Origin of the sequence: Streptomyces zaehneri (assembly GCF_032248645.1) — a bacterium.
Taxonomy (GTDB): domain Bacteria; phylum Actinomycetota; class Actinomycetes; order Streptomycetales; family Streptomycetaceae; genus Streptomyces; species Streptomyces coriariae.
Genome location: NZ_JASTTJ010000045.1, coordinates 18,948 through 33,192, shown reverse-complemented (window position 1 = coordinate 33,192; position 14,245 = coordinate 18,948). Strand labels below are relative to the sequence as shown.

Annotated in this window: 14 protein-coding genes and 1 pseudogene; 12 read left to right on the top strand and 3 right to left on the bottom strand. The window is 70.8% G+C overall.

Features of this window, described 5'->3' with window-relative positions:
• Positions 1-55 precede the first annotated feature (55 nt).
• Entirely contained in the window at positions 56-634 is a 579-nt protein-coding gene (locus QQM72_RS39715; protein WP_314225680.1) for a biotin transporter BioY, read from the bottom strand.
• Positions 635-1,100: 466 nt separating this feature from the next.
• On the opposite strand from QQM72_RS39715, the gene QQM72_RS39710 reads away from it, so the two are divergent.
• From QQM72_RS39710 to QQM72_RS39655, 12 genes are all read left to right on the top strand, one after another.
• A complete protein-coding gene (locus QQM72_RS39710) occupies positions 1,101-2,330 on the top strand; it encodes an ROK family protein (protein WP_314225679.1) in 1,230 nt (409 codons plus the stop codon).
• A gap of 296 nt (positions 2,331-2,626) precedes the next feature.
• Entirely contained in the window at positions 2,627-3,694 is a 1,068-nt protein-coding gene (locus QQM72_RS39705) for an ABC transporter substrate-binding protein (protein ID WP_314225678.1), read from the top strand.
• A 5-nt stretch (positions 3,695-3,699) separates the two neighbouring features.
• A complete protein-coding gene (locus QQM72_RS39700; RefSeq protein WP_314225677.1) occupies positions 3,700-4,590 on the top strand; it encodes an ABC transporter permease in 891 nt (296 codons plus the stop codon).
• Positions 4,566-5,303, top strand: coding sequence for an ABC transporter ATP-binding protein (locus tag QQM72_RS39695; RefSeq protein ID WP_314225676.1), 738 nt, complete (start codon positions 4,566-4,568; stop codon positions 5,301-5,303). The genes QQM72_RS39700 and QQM72_RS39695 overlap by 25 nt, the downstream gene beginning before the upstream one ends.
• Entirely contained in the window at positions 5,300-6,664 is a 1,365-nt protein-coding gene (locus tag QQM72_RS39690; RefSeq protein ID WP_314225675.1) for an LLM class flavin-dependent oxidoreductase, read from the top strand. The genes QQM72_RS39695 and QQM72_RS39690 overlap by 4 nt, the downstream gene beginning before the upstream one ends.
• Positions 6,665-6,684: 20 nt before the next feature.
• Positions 6,685-7,578, top strand: a complete 894-nt coding sequence (locus QQM72_RS39685; protein ID WP_267019907.1) for a TauD/TfdA dioxygenase family protein — start codon at positions 6,685-6,687, stop codon at positions 7,576-7,578.
• Between the two features lie 461 nt (positions 7,579-8,039).
• A complete protein-coding gene (locus tag QQM72_RS39680) occupies positions 8,040-8,282 on the top strand; it encodes a hypothetical protein (protein WP_314225674.1) in 243 nt (80 codons plus the stop codon).
• Positions 8,283-8,491: 209 nt separating this feature from the next.
• A complete protein-coding gene (locus QQM72_RS39675) occupies positions 8,492-8,839 on the top strand; it encodes a GntR family transcriptional regulator (protein WP_314225673.1) in 348 nt (115 codons plus the stop codon).
• Positions 8,836-9,822, top strand: a complete 987-nt coding sequence (locus QQM72_RS39670; protein ID WP_314225672.1) for a DUF1648 domain-containing protein — start codon at positions 8,836-8,838, stop codon at positions 9,820-9,822. Before QQM72_RS39675 ends, QQM72_RS39670 begins: the two co-directional genes overlap by 4 nt.
• A gap of 243 nt (positions 9,823-10,065) precedes the next feature.
• A complete protein-coding gene (locus QQM72_RS39665; protein ID WP_314225671.1) occupies positions 10,066-10,734 on the top strand; it encodes a hypothetical protein in 669 nt (222 codons plus the stop codon).
• Positions 10,735-10,825: 91 nt separating this feature from the next.
• On the top strand, positions 10,826-11,425 hold the full coding sequence (locus QQM72_RS39660) for an SdpA family antimicrobial peptide system protein (RefSeq protein WP_314225670.1): 600 nt from the start codon (positions 10,826-10,828) through the stop codon (positions 11,423-11,425).
• Positions 11,425-12,384, top strand: a complete 960-nt coding sequence (locus QQM72_RS39655) for a sporulation-delaying protein SdpB family protein (RefSeq protein ID WP_314225669.1) — start codon at positions 11,425-11,427, stop codon at positions 12,382-12,384. Before QQM72_RS39660 ends, QQM72_RS39655 begins: the two co-directional genes overlap by 1 nt.
• 253 nt (positions 12,385-12,637) lie before the next feature.
• Here the strand turns inward: QQM72_RS39655 and QQM72_RS39650 are convergent.
• A pseudogene (locus tag QQM72_RS39650) lies at positions 12,638-13,464 on the bottom strand (SAM-dependent methyltransferase).
• Positions 13,465-13,511: 47 nt separating this feature from the next.
• Positions 13,512-14,156: a mycothiol-dependent nitroreductase Rv2466c family protein gene (locus QQM72_RS39645; protein ID WP_314225668.1), complete on the bottom strand. Its 645-nt coding sequence runs from the start codon at positions 14,154-14,156 to the stop codon at positions 13,512-13,514.
• Positions 14,157-14,245: the final 89 nt, after the last annotated feature.

The following is a 14,245-nucleotide window of genomic DNA, read 5'->3' as shown; positions in this document are numbered from 1 at the left end:
GCGGCGCCCCCCCCCGCCCCCCCCGGCGAACCCCTTCGTCAGCGCCTGAGGGCGGTTACTCCTTGACGAGCTTCCAGGCGGTCGGGAGCAGACCCATCGCCAGGGCCGCCTTGACGGCGTCGCCGATCAGGAACGGCGTGAGGCCGGCCGCGATCGCGGCGGAGGCGCTCATGTCGGCGGCGTAGGCCAGGTACGGGACGCCGACGAGGTAGATCATCGCCTCGCCCAGCAGCATCGTGCCCGCCATGCGCAGCACGGAGCGGTCGGCGCCCCGGCGGGCCAGGGCGCCCACGGCGGCGGTCGCGAGGATCATCCCGAGGATGTAGCCGAAGGAGACGGAGACGCCGGAGCCGCCGTTCGCGAACCACGGCACGCCTGCGAGACCGGCCACCGCGTAGACGGCGAGGGAGGAGACCCCGCGGCGGACGCCGAGGGTGGTGCCGACGAGCAGCGCGGCGAAGGTCTGCCCGGTCACCGGGACCGGGGAGCCGGGGACCGGGACCGCGATCTGGGCCGCGAGGCCGGTGAGCGCCGCACCGCCGAGCACGAGCGCGATGTCCCGGACACGGGAAGCGGGAAGGAGGTCGGCAAGGACCTTTCCGGGACGAGCGGGGGTGAGGGCGGCGGTGCTCATGGGGACTCCGCGAGATCGGGACGGACGGGACACGGCGACGCTATCCCAGGGCGGTCGAGGCGATCACCGTCCGCGGTCGACAAACGGTCGAACCGGAGGTTGGTGGGCTCCTGACAAAGGGTGGGGGTTACACACGGCACGAGGTGACCCTGGTCACTGAGGTGGAGTGGTCCGGGATACGCGGGCGCACCGGGCGGTCTCTGTAGGGTTTCGCCAATCGAACGGCGGGCCGTCTCGCCCGTCGGTCGCCATCTGGGCAGGGCCGAGCCCCTTTGCTAGCTTCGAGCCATGGTTGCCCAGGCCCAGGCCCTGAACTTCTCGTCGCGTCGCCATGTCGACCTGCGACGCGTGGTCGCGGCCGCCTGTCGCCCTCCGGTGTGAGGCGGGCGGAGCCGATCATCCGGCGCGCCGCGCTCCACAGACGGCGCAGTGTCGGACCGGCTCCCGACTTCCGAGGAAGTTCCCCATGCCCCGTACCGCGGCTCCTCCCGCCCCGCCCTCTCCCGTCACCCGGGTCGCCGACAGCGACCGGCGGCGTACCAGCGCCAGTGTGATCCTGCGGTCCGTGCTGGAGCACGGACCGGTGGCGCGCTCCACCATCGCCCGGCTCACCGGGCTGTCCCCCGCTTCCGTCACCGACCACTGTGCACGGCTCACCGGGCTCGGGCTGCTCCGGGAGGCGGCGGTGCCCCGGCGCAGCAACGGGGTGGGCAGGCCGCACGTTCCCGTGGATCTGGACGACTCGCGGTTCGTGGTGGGCGGGGTGCATGTGGCCGTGCCTTACACGACCGTGTCACTGCTGGATCTGCGCGGCCGGGTGGTGGCACGGCGGGAGTTGAAGCATCGGGGGCGGCTCGAACCGTCCGGGGTGCTGGCGCGGGCCGCCGACGGGCTCGGCGCGCTGCTGGGGGAGGCACCCGGCTGCCGGGCCCTCGGGGTGGGGGTCGCCGTGGGCGGCTGGGTGGACCGCGACTCGGGGACCGTCGTCGAGCATCCGCTGCTGGGGTGGCGGGACGTGCCGGTGCGGGAGGCGGTCGGCGCGCGCACCGGGCTGCCGGTCCAGGTGGACGGACACGCCCGCGCGTTGGTCAACGCGGAGCGGCTGTTCGGGCGGGCGCGCGGCACCCTGAGCGTGCTGCATCTGTTCGTCGGGAACGTGGTCGACGCGGCGTTCGCCACGAACGACGAGGTGCACCACGGGCCGCGTTCCCAGGCCGGCGCCATCGCGCATCTGCCGTTGGCCGGCGGTACGGAGCCCTGCGTATGCGGCCGGGTCGGCTGCCTCCAGGTGGAGTTGAGCGAGCGGACGTTGTGCCGGCGGGCCCGGCAGGCCGGGGTGATCGACGGGGTGAACCCGATGCACGTGGTCGCCGCGGCGGACGCCGGGAACCCGGTGGCCGGACGGCTGTTGCGGGAGCGGGCGCGGATGGTGGGCCGGGCGGCCGGGCTGCTGCTGGACGTGCTCAATCCGGAGCGGGTCGTCGTCACCGAGGTGGGCGTGCTGTTGCGGGAGGACTGCCTCGCCGCGCTGCGGGACGAGGTCGGGGCGGAGCGCTCCGCCGCCGTCTCGCCGAGCAGCTTCCCCGACTCCGTGCTGGCCGTGGCGGGCGGGGCGGTGGCTCTGGACGTGCTCTACCGGGATCCGCTGGCCTCGTCCCGGCCGCGTCCCGCGGGCCTCCCACCTGAGCCGAGTTAATTCAGAAACTCCGAATGTTGACAGGCCCCACACGTGGACAGGAACATCTTTCTCATGAGCTGTCGCACCTTCTGTTGCTGACGCCCCGGCGCGCCGGGAGCGCGCCCTTCTCCTGCCTTTAGCCGCAGGCTTCGTCTCGGTCTTGTTGCAGATTCCCCGCGGATCTTCCGCGGATCTCCCGCGGACTTCTTGTGGATTCCTCTCGATTTCCGCAGGCCATCGCGTCCTCTGCCACACCCGCTTTCCTCCGCCGGCTTCCGCCTGCCTTGTCTCCGTTTTCCCCTGGGGGTTCTCCCGTGCCTGTTTCCCGTACGCCCGGTGTCGACCGGCGTCTCTTCCTCGCCTCGCTGCTGGGCGCCGCCGCCGGTGTCGCAGGGCTGAGCGGCTGCGCCGAGAGCAGTGCCGCCACCGGCGGCGAGGGCGCCGCCACGGCCCCGCTCGCCGACAAGGTGCCCGCCGGCACGAGCCTCAAGATCGCCTCCTTCCAGGGCGCGCAGCAGTTGCAGCTGAAGCTGGCGAAGCTGCCCGAACTGCCCTTCGCGGTGTCGAGCTGGCTGAACATCGGGGCCGGTCCCGATGTCATCAACGCCTTCCGCGCGAAGTCCCTGGACGTCGCCAACAACGCCGGTATTCCGCCGATCCAGGCGCATTACCAGGGCTTCGACGCGAAAATCGTCGCGATCAACATCACCCGCAAGCCGAACTACGTCTTCGCCACCAAGCCGGGCAGCGACATCAAGACCGTCGACGACTTCCGCGGAAAGAAGCTGGCGTTCTCCCAGGGGCAGGCGCAGGGCGTGGTCCTGCTGCGGGCGCTGAAGAAGGCCGGCCTGAAGTACGACGACGTGAAGCTGGTCCCGCTGACCAGCAACCAGTTCCTCACCGCCCTTCAGTCGGGCCAGGTGGACATCGCCCCGCTCGGCAACACCCAGTCGCCCGCCTACCTCAAGCAGTACGAGTCCAAGGGCGCCCGCGTCATCACCACCGACGTCGTCGACCTGCTCAGCCTGCTGTGGGCGCCGACGTCCGTACTGAACGACAAGGCGAAGGCTGCCGCCGTCGCCGCGTACATCCCGCAGTGGGCGCAGGGCCTGGTGTGGAGCTACGAGAACCCGGACGTCTGGAACGAGGAGTTCTACGTCAAGACGCAGAACCTGACCCTCGACCAGGCCAAGTCGATCACCGCACTCGCCAACAAGCCGCTGTTCCCGCCGAGTTGGGACGAGGCCATCAAGTGGGAGCAGGAGACCGCGGACCTCCTCGCGGAGGGCGGCTTCGTGAAGAAGTTCGACGTCTCCTCGCTGTTCGACCACCGCTTCGAGGGCATCGCCGCGGGGTCCGTGGCAGCCGAGTACCGGAGTTGACAGCCATGACCACCAGTGCGAGCACGAGCACGACCGCCACCGGCACGAGCACGAGCGCGAGCACGGTCCCCGCCGTCGCCGCCGCCGACGACGGGTCTCCGGTCCGCCGCCGGCAACGACGCCGCGGACTGGCTCCCGGCAAACCCTGGCCCGCCTCCCGGCTCGTCGGACCCCTGCTCCTCATCGCCCTGTGGGCGGCCGCCTCGGCCGCCGGGCAACTGGACACCGGGGCGATCCCCGCGCCCTGGACGGTGCTGAGGACCGGCGTGAACCTGTGGACCGACGGGACGCTGACCACCGACGTCCTCACCTCGCTGGAGCGCGCCGCCTACGGCTTCGCGATCGGCCTGGCCGCCGGGGTGACGCTCGCCCTGGCCTCCGGCCTCACCCGGTCCGGGGAGGCCCTGATCGACGGGACCGTGCAGCTCAACCGGGCGATCCCGACCCTCGGTCTGATCCCGCTGTTCATCCTCTGGCTGGGCATCGGCGAGACCTTCAAGATCGCGATCATCGCCATCGTCGTCTACATCCCGATCTACCTCAACACGCATGCCGCGCTGTCCGGCATCGACCACCGGTTCGTCGAACTCGCCGAGGTGCAGGGCCTGTCGAAGGTCCAGTTCATCCGGCAGATCGTGATCCCCGGCGCCCTGCCCGGATTCTTCGTGGGACTCCGGCTCGGGGTGACCGGCTCCTGGCTGGGACTGGTGGTCCTGGAGCAGATCAACGCCACCAGTGGCCTCGGTTACCTGATGTTCCAGGCCCAGAACTACGGCCAGTCGGACGTCATACTCGTCGGCCTTCTCATCTACGGCGTCTTCGGTCTCCTCTCCGACACCGCGGTCCGTCTCATCGAACGGAGGGTGCTGTCGTGGCGACGCACACTGAGCAGCTGACCCGCTCCGCCGCCGTCCAACTGCGCGGCCTGACAAGGTCGTTCGAGGCCCGCACGGTCCTCGACGGCATCGATCTCGACATCCCCGCCGGCCAGTTCGTGGCCCTCCTCGGACACAGCGGGTCCGGCAAGAGCACCCTGCTGCGGGCGGTCGCCCACCTCGACCACGAGGTCGTCGGCAGCGGACAGCTCACCGCCCCGGAGCGGGTCTCGGTGGTCTTCCAGGACTCCCGGCTGCTGCCCTGGCGGCGGGTGCTGGACAACGTACTGCTGGGTCTCGACGGCAAGGAGGCGCAGCAGAAGGGCCGCGAGGCCCTGGCCGAGGTGGGGCTCAAGGGCCGCGAGCGGGCCTGGCCCAACGAGCTGTCCGGCGGTGAGGCACAGCGAGCCGCACTGGCCCGCTCACTGGTCCGCGAACCCGAACTCCTGCTCGCGGACGAGCCGTTCGGGGCGCTGGACGCCCTCACCCGGATCAAGATGCACACCCTGCTGCGCGAGCTGTGGGAGCGCCACCGGCCTTCCGTGCTGCTCGTCACCCACGACGTGGACGAGGCGATCGTGCTCGCCGACCGGGTCCTCGTCCTCGACCACGGCCGTATCGGCCTCGACCTGACCATCGACCGCCCGCACCCGCGCTCGTACCGGGACCCGCTGCTCGGCGAGTACCGCGAACGGCTGCTCGCCGCCCTGGGCGTCACGGAGGACCACAAGTGACCACGGCTCACCCCGGACGACAGCTCCACCTCAACGCGTTCCTGATGAACACCGGCCACCACGAGGCGTCCTGGCGGCTCCCGGAGAGCGACCCGTACGCCCACGTGGAGCTGGACCACTACGTCCACCTGGCCCGGATCGCCGAACGCGGCACCTTCGACTCCCTGTTCCTCGCCGACGGCCCGCAGCTCTGGGGCACCATCGCCCAGCGCCCGGCCGGCGCCCTGGAACCGCTCACGCTGCTGACCGCGCTGGCGACGGCCACCCGGCACATCGGCCTCATCGCCACCGCCTCCACCTCCTACAACTCGCCCTACAACCTGGCCCGTAAGTTCGCCTCGCTCGACATCATCAGCGGCGGTCGGGCGGGTTGGAACATCGTCACCACCGCCGGCGCCGAGGCCGCCCGCAACTTCGGTCTGGACGCCGAGCCCGCGCACGCCGAGCGCTACGCCCGGGCCGCCGAGTTCCTCGACGTGGCCCTGAAGCTCTGGGACAGCTGGGAGGACGACGCGGTCGTCGCCGACAAGACGGCCGGAGTCTGGGGCGACGACGCGAAGGTCCACCCGCCCCGGCACCGGGGGACGTACTTCAGTGTCGAGGGCGCCCTCAACGTCCCGCGGTCCCCGCAGGGTTACCCGCTGCTGGTGCAGGCCGGGTCGAGCGAGGACGGCAAGGCGTTCGCGGCCCGGTACGCGGAGGCGGTGTTCACCGCGCAGCAGACGCTCGCCGACGCGCAGGCCTTCTACGCCGACCTCAAGTCCCGCACCCGGCAGGCCGGCCGGGATCCCGAGCACATCAAGGTGCTGCCCGGGATCGTCCCGGTGATCGGCTCGACGGAGGCCGAGGCACGCGGATACGAGCAGGTCCTGGAGGACCACATCGTGCACACGCACGGGGTCCAGCGGCTGGAGCAGCTGCTCCAGCTGGAGCCCGGCGCCCTGGAGCTGGACGCCGAGCTGCCCGCCGACCTGCCGCCGGAGAGCGCGATCGAGGGCGCCAAGAGCCGCTACACCCTCGTGGTGGAGCTGGCCCGGCGCGAGCGCCTCACCGTGCGGCAGCTGATCGGCCGGCTCGGCGGCGGGCGCGGGCACCTCACCTTCGCGGGCACGCCCGAGCAGGTCGCCGACGCGATCGAGAGCTGGTTCACCCAGGGCGCCGCCGACGGGTTCAACATCATGCCCGCGGTGCTGCCCTCGGGTCTGGACGCCTTCGTCGACCACGTCGTGCCGATCCTGCGCGCTCGCGGCCTGCTGCGCACGGAGTACGACGACCACCCCCGCGAGACCCTGCGCGAGAGGTACGGCCTTCCGCGCCCCGCCAACCAGTACGTGAACGCTCCCGCACCCGTCCTCGTCTGACTCGTCCGAAAGGCCCTCCCATGAGCATCGAGATCCGCAAGGTCACCGCGCACATCGGCGCCCAGGTCTCCGGCGTCGACATCGCGAAGCCCCTCGACGAGGAGACCTCCACCGCCCTGCGCGAGGCGCTCAACGTCCACAAGGCCCTGGTCTTCGACGACGTGAACCTGGACGACGCGGGCCAGCAGGCCTTCGTCCGCCACTTCGGCGACCTCACCACCGCCCACCCGACCGTGCCGGCCGTCGACGGCTCCCCGAACGTGCTGCCGGTCGACAGCGAGCGCGGCCGCGCCGCCAACCACTGGCACACCGACGTCACCTTCGTCCTCAACCCGCCGCAGGCCAGCACCCTGCGCAGCCTGGTCCTCCCGCCGTACGGCGGCGAGACGCTGATCACCAGCTCGGCGGCGGCCTACCGTCAGCTGCCGGAGCCGCTCCGGCAGCTCGCCGACACCCTGTGGGCCGAGCACACCAACGACTACGACTACGCGGTGCCGGAGGAGACGGTCGACGAGGCGCAGGCCGCCGCGCGCGCCCAGTTCACCTCGATCAAGTACCGCACGGTCCACCCGGTGGTCCGCGTGCACCCGCTGACCGGGGAGCGGGGACTGTTCATCGGCGGGTTCGCACAGCGCATCGTGGGCCTGTCGCCGGGCGAGTCCCGCAAGATCCTCGACCTGCTCCAGTCGTACGTCACCCGGCCGGAGAACATCCTGCGCCACCGCTGGTCGGAGAACCAGCTGGTCCTGTTCGACAACCGCATCACCCAGCACTACGCGGTCGACAACTACGACGGTCGGCCCCGCCGGCTCCACCGGGTGACGGTCGCGGGTGACATCCCGGTCGGCATCGACGGCAAGGAGAGCTACTCGATCGAGGGCGACGCGGCGCACTACACCTCCGTGGCGGCCTAGAGACACCGCGTGTCCGGTCCGTCCGGATGCCGGGCAGGCCCTCCGCCCGAGCGGAGGGCCTGCCCGGACCGTGGGCGTTCCCGGTGCTCACCCGGCCCTCAGCCCCCATCGCCCCATGGGCCCTCACGTGAAAGACGCGTGGGGGCCTCTTCGTTGCCGCCACACCCTGCGCGCTTGCCCGGAACCCCCTTCTTGTTGCTAGCCTGCACTTGCAACCTGGTTGCAATAGGAGGTTCGGCGGGACCCCGCATGCCCGCCTACACGCTGCCCGAACACTCGCCCTGTGAGGCGGCGTGAAGCGTCCTGCCTCGTGATCGTCTTCTCACCCTTCACGGCGGCAGGCGGAGTGAAGGACCGGCCCCGCGAGGACATGACCCGCGGGGCCGATCCCGTGCACGCCGCTTCCGTACGCCCGCGACGGGGGCTTCCCAAGGGCGGTGTTCCGGGTGACAGTGGCCCGCATGGGTCTTCCGAAGAGGCGTTGCCCCAACTGCGGTGACACCGATCAGCACTTCCGCCACCTGCACGGCGCCGAGCGGGCGTTCGCCCTGACGCAGACGCAGGTGCCGGTGCACCGGGCGGATCTCGACAAGTACCGGCGCTGCACCCGCGAAGGCTGTGTGCGGGTGCAGTCCTACTTCGACTGGCGGTCCGGCTTCGACCTCCCGGAGGAGTTCCGGACGTCTCCGCGGCCGGCCACCTAGGAGAGACCCCCGGCCCCCTCGGGGCGACGAAATGGGCCGGCCCTCGCATCAACGGACCCTCACCGACGTCGCGCCCTCCGAAAGATCACCGACCTCCGCCACCTGATCGACTCGGCCTCATGGCGCGAGCGACGAGCGCCGGGGCGGGTGACGAGCGTCCGAAAACAAGCGGGCCTCATGAAGCGCTTGGTGCTATCTTCACTAGCACTATGCTCCTGAGACTGGATACCGCGAGCAACCGTCCCCTGCATGAGCAGGTGGCCGGTGCCATCCGACGCGCCGTCGCCGAAGGGGAGTGCGAGCCGGGCGACCGCCTCCCTCCGGCCCGGGACCTGTCCCGGGCGCTGGACGTGAACGTCAACACCGTCCTGCGCGGACTGCGGGCGCTGCGCGACGAGGGCGTGCTCGAGTTCCGGCGGGGACGAGGCGTGACGGTGGCCGAAGGGGCCGGCCGGCGCTCCGAGTTGCTGGACCGCGTGAGCGACCTGGTGGCCGAAGCGGCGCGCCTGGGTTACAGCAAGAGCGACGTCATCGACATGATCAGGGAGATTCCGTGACCGAGCGTGGACGCCGGAGCGCAGCTGCGTGGGGGGCTGTCGGCTGGTGTGTGGGTGTGCTGGCGCTGCTGGTGGCGCTGCCTCCGGCGGCGAGCAGCCGGCTGCCGGAGCGGCTCGCGACGCATTGGAACGCCGGCTCCGGCAGACCCGACGGCTCCATGGCACTGTGGGCCGCGGCGCTCTTCCCCGCGCTGGTCTGGGTGTTACTGACCGCCGTCGTCATGGTGGCGCTGCGCCGGGCGGGCTCCGGCGCCGGCGGCGCGATACCGGGATGGGCCGTCGCGAGCCTCGGGTTCGGCGGCGTGATGCTGCTCGGCGGGCAGGCCTCGATCGTGCGGGCCAACCTCGACCACGCGGACTGGCACGACGCCGACTCGGTGACGAGCTGGGTCGTGGGCACCCTCGTCGTCGCGACCACGGTCGGCTCGATCGGCTTCCTGGCGGCCCGGCGGGCACCGTCGCAGACGCCGCCGGCGACGGACGGCCCGGTGCTGGATCTGCCTGCCGGACAGCGGCTCATATGGCTCGCGCGTACGTCGAACCCTTGGTTGCAGGCGGTCTCCGCCGTAACCGGTCTGCTCGCGATCGCCGTCGTGGTGGGGGTTCTGGCGGGTCTGGCGGAATCCGTGGCCGTGCTGGCCGCCACACCGTTCGCACTCGCCTGTGCACTGGTCCTGGGCTGCTCCTCGGTTCAGGCGCGGGTGAGCGAACGCGGCCTGGACGTGACCTTCGGCCCCCTCGGCTGGCCTGGCCGCCACTGGGCTCTCGAGGACATCGAGTCGGCCCGCACCGAGAACCGCACGCCCGCCCAGGTCGGCGGCTGGGGATACCGACTGAGCGGACTGGGGACGACGGTGATGCTGCGCAGCGGTGAGTGTCTGGTCATTCGCACCGGCAGGGACAAGGATTTCGCCGTGAGCGTGGACGACGCCGACCAGGCAGCCGCTCTCTTGAACGCCTTGAGTGCACGGCACGGAAGGTAATGACAGGTCCCGGTCGGCGACACCCCCGCACCGACCGGGACCGAAGTCAAATAAATAACCAGGACATCGAAATATATGCGCCACAATACTTGCCGACACTCAATGATGTGACCCCCGCCACAGTGGATCGACATTCTGTGCGACGCATGTGAAGATCTTCATCGCTGAGCCGGGGGGCAAGCGTGTGTGCTGACCACGCACCGTTTCACCCTCCGGTAATTCACCGATTCGAGGGGAAACGAATTGAACATCAAACAGCGGGGGATTCTGGCGGTGGCGGGCGGCACGGCCGCGGCCCTGTGCGTGACCGTCGCACCGTCGGCGATGGCGGACACCTTCGGCGCCTCCGAGCGGCCGGCGGCCGCGGCGCCCGCGGTGTCGGCGAAGACCGACGGCGAGAACGTCTTCCGCGGCCTGTTCTTCGCGCAGGGCCAGGTGGGCCGTGACCTCGCCGACCTGGACCTGTTCTCGCAGGCCCGCGAGCACGTCGACAACGAGGACCTGGACGAGGTCCGTGCGTCCAACGCCGTCATCGAGTTGATCAACAAGCGCTCGGCGGGCTTCTTCGCCGACTTCGGCATCCGGGCCCGCAGCGGCGACCCGCGCCAGGTCGAGGCCGCCGTCGCCGACGCGCAGCACATGCTGCTGTCCGTCGCGCAGAACAAGTCCGCGACCCCGGTGGAGAACGGCCAGCTCTGCGGTGTGACCGTGGCGGTCGGCGCCGCGGTCGTGCACATAGCGGCCGTGATCACCGCCGCCGGCGCCGTCGTCACGGTCACCGTGGCCGTCGGCGCCAACTTCGTGAAGGGCAAGAACTGGTTCTGGAGCCCGCAGCCCACCGCGGGTGACGGCACGCCTCTGTCGAAGGACGAGGCGGTCGCCCAGGTCACGCGGGCGCTCAAGACCGCCTGATGCGCCAGGGGGTGCGGGGAGGCTGCAGACTCCCCGCACCGCCGGGATCCGTCCTTTCGGCGTCACAGCGGCAGGGAAATCGACAACCCACATGCAAAAAGAAATCCGTAATCTGCGCGCCGCGTTCACACGGACCTCGGACGCGACCGTCTCCGTCTCGATGAAGTCGATGGCCGTCGTCTGCGCCGTATGGGTGTTCATCATCGCGTACGTGGCCCAGGAACAGCTACCGAAGAACGTCATTTCACTGCCCGGCCAGACAAAGGCCCGGCACACCGTAGCGAATATGGCCCCTCAAGGTTGGGCCTTTTTCACGAAGTCGCCGAGGGACGCCGAAATAGCCCCCTACAAAAGGAGTGCGAGCGGCTGGAAATCGGCGTCGCTGACCCCGCACTCCTCACCGCACAATGCTTTCGGCCTCGACCGACGCTCACGCGCTCAGGGTGTGGAGATCGCGCTGCTGCTCTCCGCCGCCCAGAAGGACGACTGGCACTCGTGCACGAGCGGCCGCCCCCAGTGCCTCGACGGCTATGGGGCACCTGGACGGCACATCGCCAACCGCTCCCCCGAACCCACGCTGTGCGGAACCGTCGGCCTGCTCCAGGAGAAGCCGACGCCGTGGGCGTGGCGTGACCTCGTGCCCGAGGCGCACAGCCCCGAGCGGGTCATGGTGCTGGAGGTGACCTGTTGATGCGCTCGCGCACCGTCCCCCTGCCCTGGGCCGCGGGATACGGGCTGGCCCGCACCCTCCTCGCCCTCGGCACCCTGGGTACCCTGCTCTTCAGCGACGCGGCCACCCTCTTCCGCGAGGTCGCGACCGTCGGCCGGTATCCCATGTGCCAGGGCGTCAACTCGGCCGGCGCCTTCTGCCTGGTGTCCGAGGACCACTACGACGCCATGCGCTGGGCTTGTTGCCTCGTCCTGGTGATCGCCGCGAGCGGCTGGCGCCCGCGCTTCACCGCCGTTCCCCACGCCTACGTGGCGTTCAGCGTCTTCACCGGAATCGCCATCCCCGACGGTGGCGACCAGATCACCTGGATCCTCACCCTGCTGATCGTCTTCGTGGCCCTCGGGGACCCGCGCCGCTGGCACTGGCAGCCCGCCCCATCGCCCGAGGACCGTCCATCGCAGGGCCGCACCCGGTGGGCGCTGCTGGGCGCCGGCGCTCTGGTCGTCGCCCGCATCCAGATGTCGGTCGTCTACTTCCAGTCCTGCGTGGCCAAGCTTCCCCACGCCGAATGGGCCGACGGCAGCGCCCTGTACTACTGGATCAACAACTACGACTTCGGGGCGCCGTACTGGCTGCGCCCCACGCTCGCGTTCGTGGTGGACCAGCCCGTGGGCGTCGCCGCGATGACCTGGGGCCCCCTCGTCCTCGAACTCGCCCTGGCCGCCGCCCTGCTGATGCCCCAGAAGGCCCGCTGGGCGCTGCTGCCGGCGGGCGTCTTCTTCCACCTGTGCATCGCCGTCGTCATGGGCCTGTGGAGCTTCGCCCTGGCCATGTGCGCCGGTCTTCTCCTGCTCCTGACGCCGTTCGGGCACGACCCCGACTTCGCACGAATGCTGCGCCGAACCACCCGGCCGTCGGCCGTGCCCCCCGGGGAGGACGCCTCTGCCGAAGCAGCCGTCCGGATCGGCTCCCGCCTTTGACCACCCGCGATCAAACGCCCGGGATGGTGAAGTCCCGTACGCCCAGGGCCACATCGGCGAGTGCCTGGCCGCCGGGACGGTGCTCGCGCCCCGGGTGACGGAGAAGCCGGTCGCGCTGCCGCGGCGGCCGCGTCACCCGTCGGCACGTCACCGGCTGACGCGGCGCCGGCCGGCGCGGCACCGGCCGCCGTGGCACCGGCCGCCGTGGCACTGGCGGGCGCGACACCGGCCGCCGCGCGTGACGCCGGGTCTGTCAGGGCTTGCGACCCACGCCGCCGTGCTGGCCGATCGGCAGCGGGGGTGTTCCGTCCGGGCGCCACATCGGGACGGACACCACGCCCGGTGGCACCAGCTCGAGCCCCTCGAAGTAGCCCTCGATCCGCTCGACCGGGCGCAGGAAGTACGGGACGGCCCCGGTCTCGTTGTAGGCGTCCTGGGCCTGCTCGTAGGCGGGGTCGGTGCCGCGGGATCCGTCGTTGACGCAGAGGTGGCTGCCGGAGGGCAGGCCGGACAGCAGGGCGCGGACGAGGTCGCGGGCGCGGTCGTAGTTCTCGACGTGGCCGAGGATGCCGCTGAGGATCAGGGCGGTGGGGCGGGCCAGGTCGAGTGTGCGGGCCGCCGCTTCCAGGATGCGCGCGGGCTCGTAGAGGTCCAGGTCCTCGTAGGCGGTGACGCCCTCAAGGGTGGAGGTGAGCAGGGCGCGGGCGTGGGCGAGGACCAGGGGGTCGTTGTCGACGTAGACGATCCGCGACTCGGGGGCGAGGCTCCCCCACAGCCCTTCGGGCATGGGGGGACCCCCATGCGCTCCGGCTACGCTCCGCTCGCGACCTCGTGGGTGTTGTCGACGGTGGGCAGCCCGGTGCCGACGTCGAGGAACTGGCGGATGCCCGCCTCCTCGACCAGGTAACGGATGCCGCGGCCGAGGAAGGCCCGGCTGCTGCGGGCGATGGTGACGATGCCGGGGAAGACGGCGGTGTAGGCGTCGCCGGCCTCCTCGTCCACCGGGTGGTTGTCCTTGCCGCCCAGCCAGTAGTTCCAGATACGGGCCGAGTGCGGTACCGAGGTGTCGATCTCCGTCATGGGTTCCATGGTGCCCCGCGGGTGACGCTCGCGGGGCACCACCGCCGTCACAGGTTGCTGAAGTCCGGGCCCTTGGTCCGGGTGCGCTTGATCTCGTAGAAGCCGGGGACCGAGGCGACGGCGAGGGTGCCGTCCCAGAGGCGGGCGGCTTCCTCGCCCTTCGGCGCGGGGGTGACCACGGGACCGAAGAAGGCGATCTGCTCACCGTCGGGGCCGGGGACGGCGATGACGGGGGTGCCGACGTCCTGGCCGACCTTCTCGATGCCCTCCTTGTGGGAGGCGCGCAGCTGGGCGTCGAACTCGAAGTCCGACTGCTCGGCGTACTCGATCAGGGACGCGGGCAGACCGACGTCCTTGAGCGCGCCGGCGATGGCCTCCACGGTCGGGCCCTCGCCGTTGTTGTGGATGCGGGTGCCGAGCGCGGTGTAGAGGGGGCCGAGGACGTCGGCGCCGTGCAGCTGCCAGGCCGCGGTGACCACGCGCACCGGCTGCCAGGCCTTGACCGCGAGCATCTCGCGGTACTCCTCGGGCAGCTCGTCGAGCTTGTTCTCGTTGAGGACGGCGAGGCTCATGATGTGCCAGCGGACCTCGATGTCACGGACCTTCTCCACTTCCAGCACCCACCGGGAGGTCATCCAGGCCCACGGGCAGAGCGGGTCGAACCAGAAGTCGACGGGGGTCTTCTCCGACATGTCTCTCCTCGAGCAATCCTCATGAGATAAGCCTTTCCCCCCTGAACACCGGCGTCCGTGCCGCACATTCCCTGCTGCCCCGCGTCAGG

What these genes read in the sequence shown, in the direction of transcription:
- QQM72_RS39715 (WP_314225680.1), bottom strand. Translation starts at nt 634, where the DNA reads ATGAGCACCGCCGCCCTCACCCCCGCTCGTCCCGGAAAGGTCCTTGCC.
- QQM72_RS39710 (WP_314225679.1), top strand. Translation starts at nt 1,101, where the DNA reads ATGCCCCGTACCGCGGCTCCTCCCGCCCCGCCCTCTCCCGTCACCCGG.
- QQM72_RS39700 (WP_314225677.1), top strand. Translation starts at nt 3,700, where the DNA reads ATGACCACCAGTGCGAGCACGAGCACGACCGCCACCGGCACGAGCACG.
- QQM72_RS39685 (WP_267019907.1), top strand. Translation starts at nt 6,685, where the DNA reads ATGAGCATCGAGATCCGCAAGGTCACCGCGCACATCGGCGCCCAGGTC.
- QQM72_RS39680 (WP_314225674.1), top strand. Translation starts at nt 8,040, where the DNA reads ATGGGTCTTCCGAAGAGGCGTTGCCCCAACTGCGGTGACACCGATCAG.
- QQM72_RS39675 (WP_314225673.1), top strand. Translation starts at nt 8,492, where the DNA reads ATGCTCCTGAGACTGGATACCGCGAGCAACCGTCCCCTGCATGAGCAG.
- QQM72_RS39660 (WP_314225670.1), top strand. Translation starts at nt 10,826, where the DNA reads ATGCAAAAAGAAATCCGTAATCTGCGCGCCGCGTTCACACGGACCTCG.
- QQM72_RS39655 (WP_314225669.1), top strand. Translation starts at nt 11,425, where the DNA reads ATGCGCTCGCGCACCGTCCCCCTGCCCTGGGCCGCGGGATACGGGCTG.
- QQM72_RS39645 (WP_314225668.1), bottom strand. Translation starts at nt 14,156, where the DNA reads ATGTCGGAGAAGACCCCCGTCGACTTCTGGTTCGACCCGCTCTGCCCG.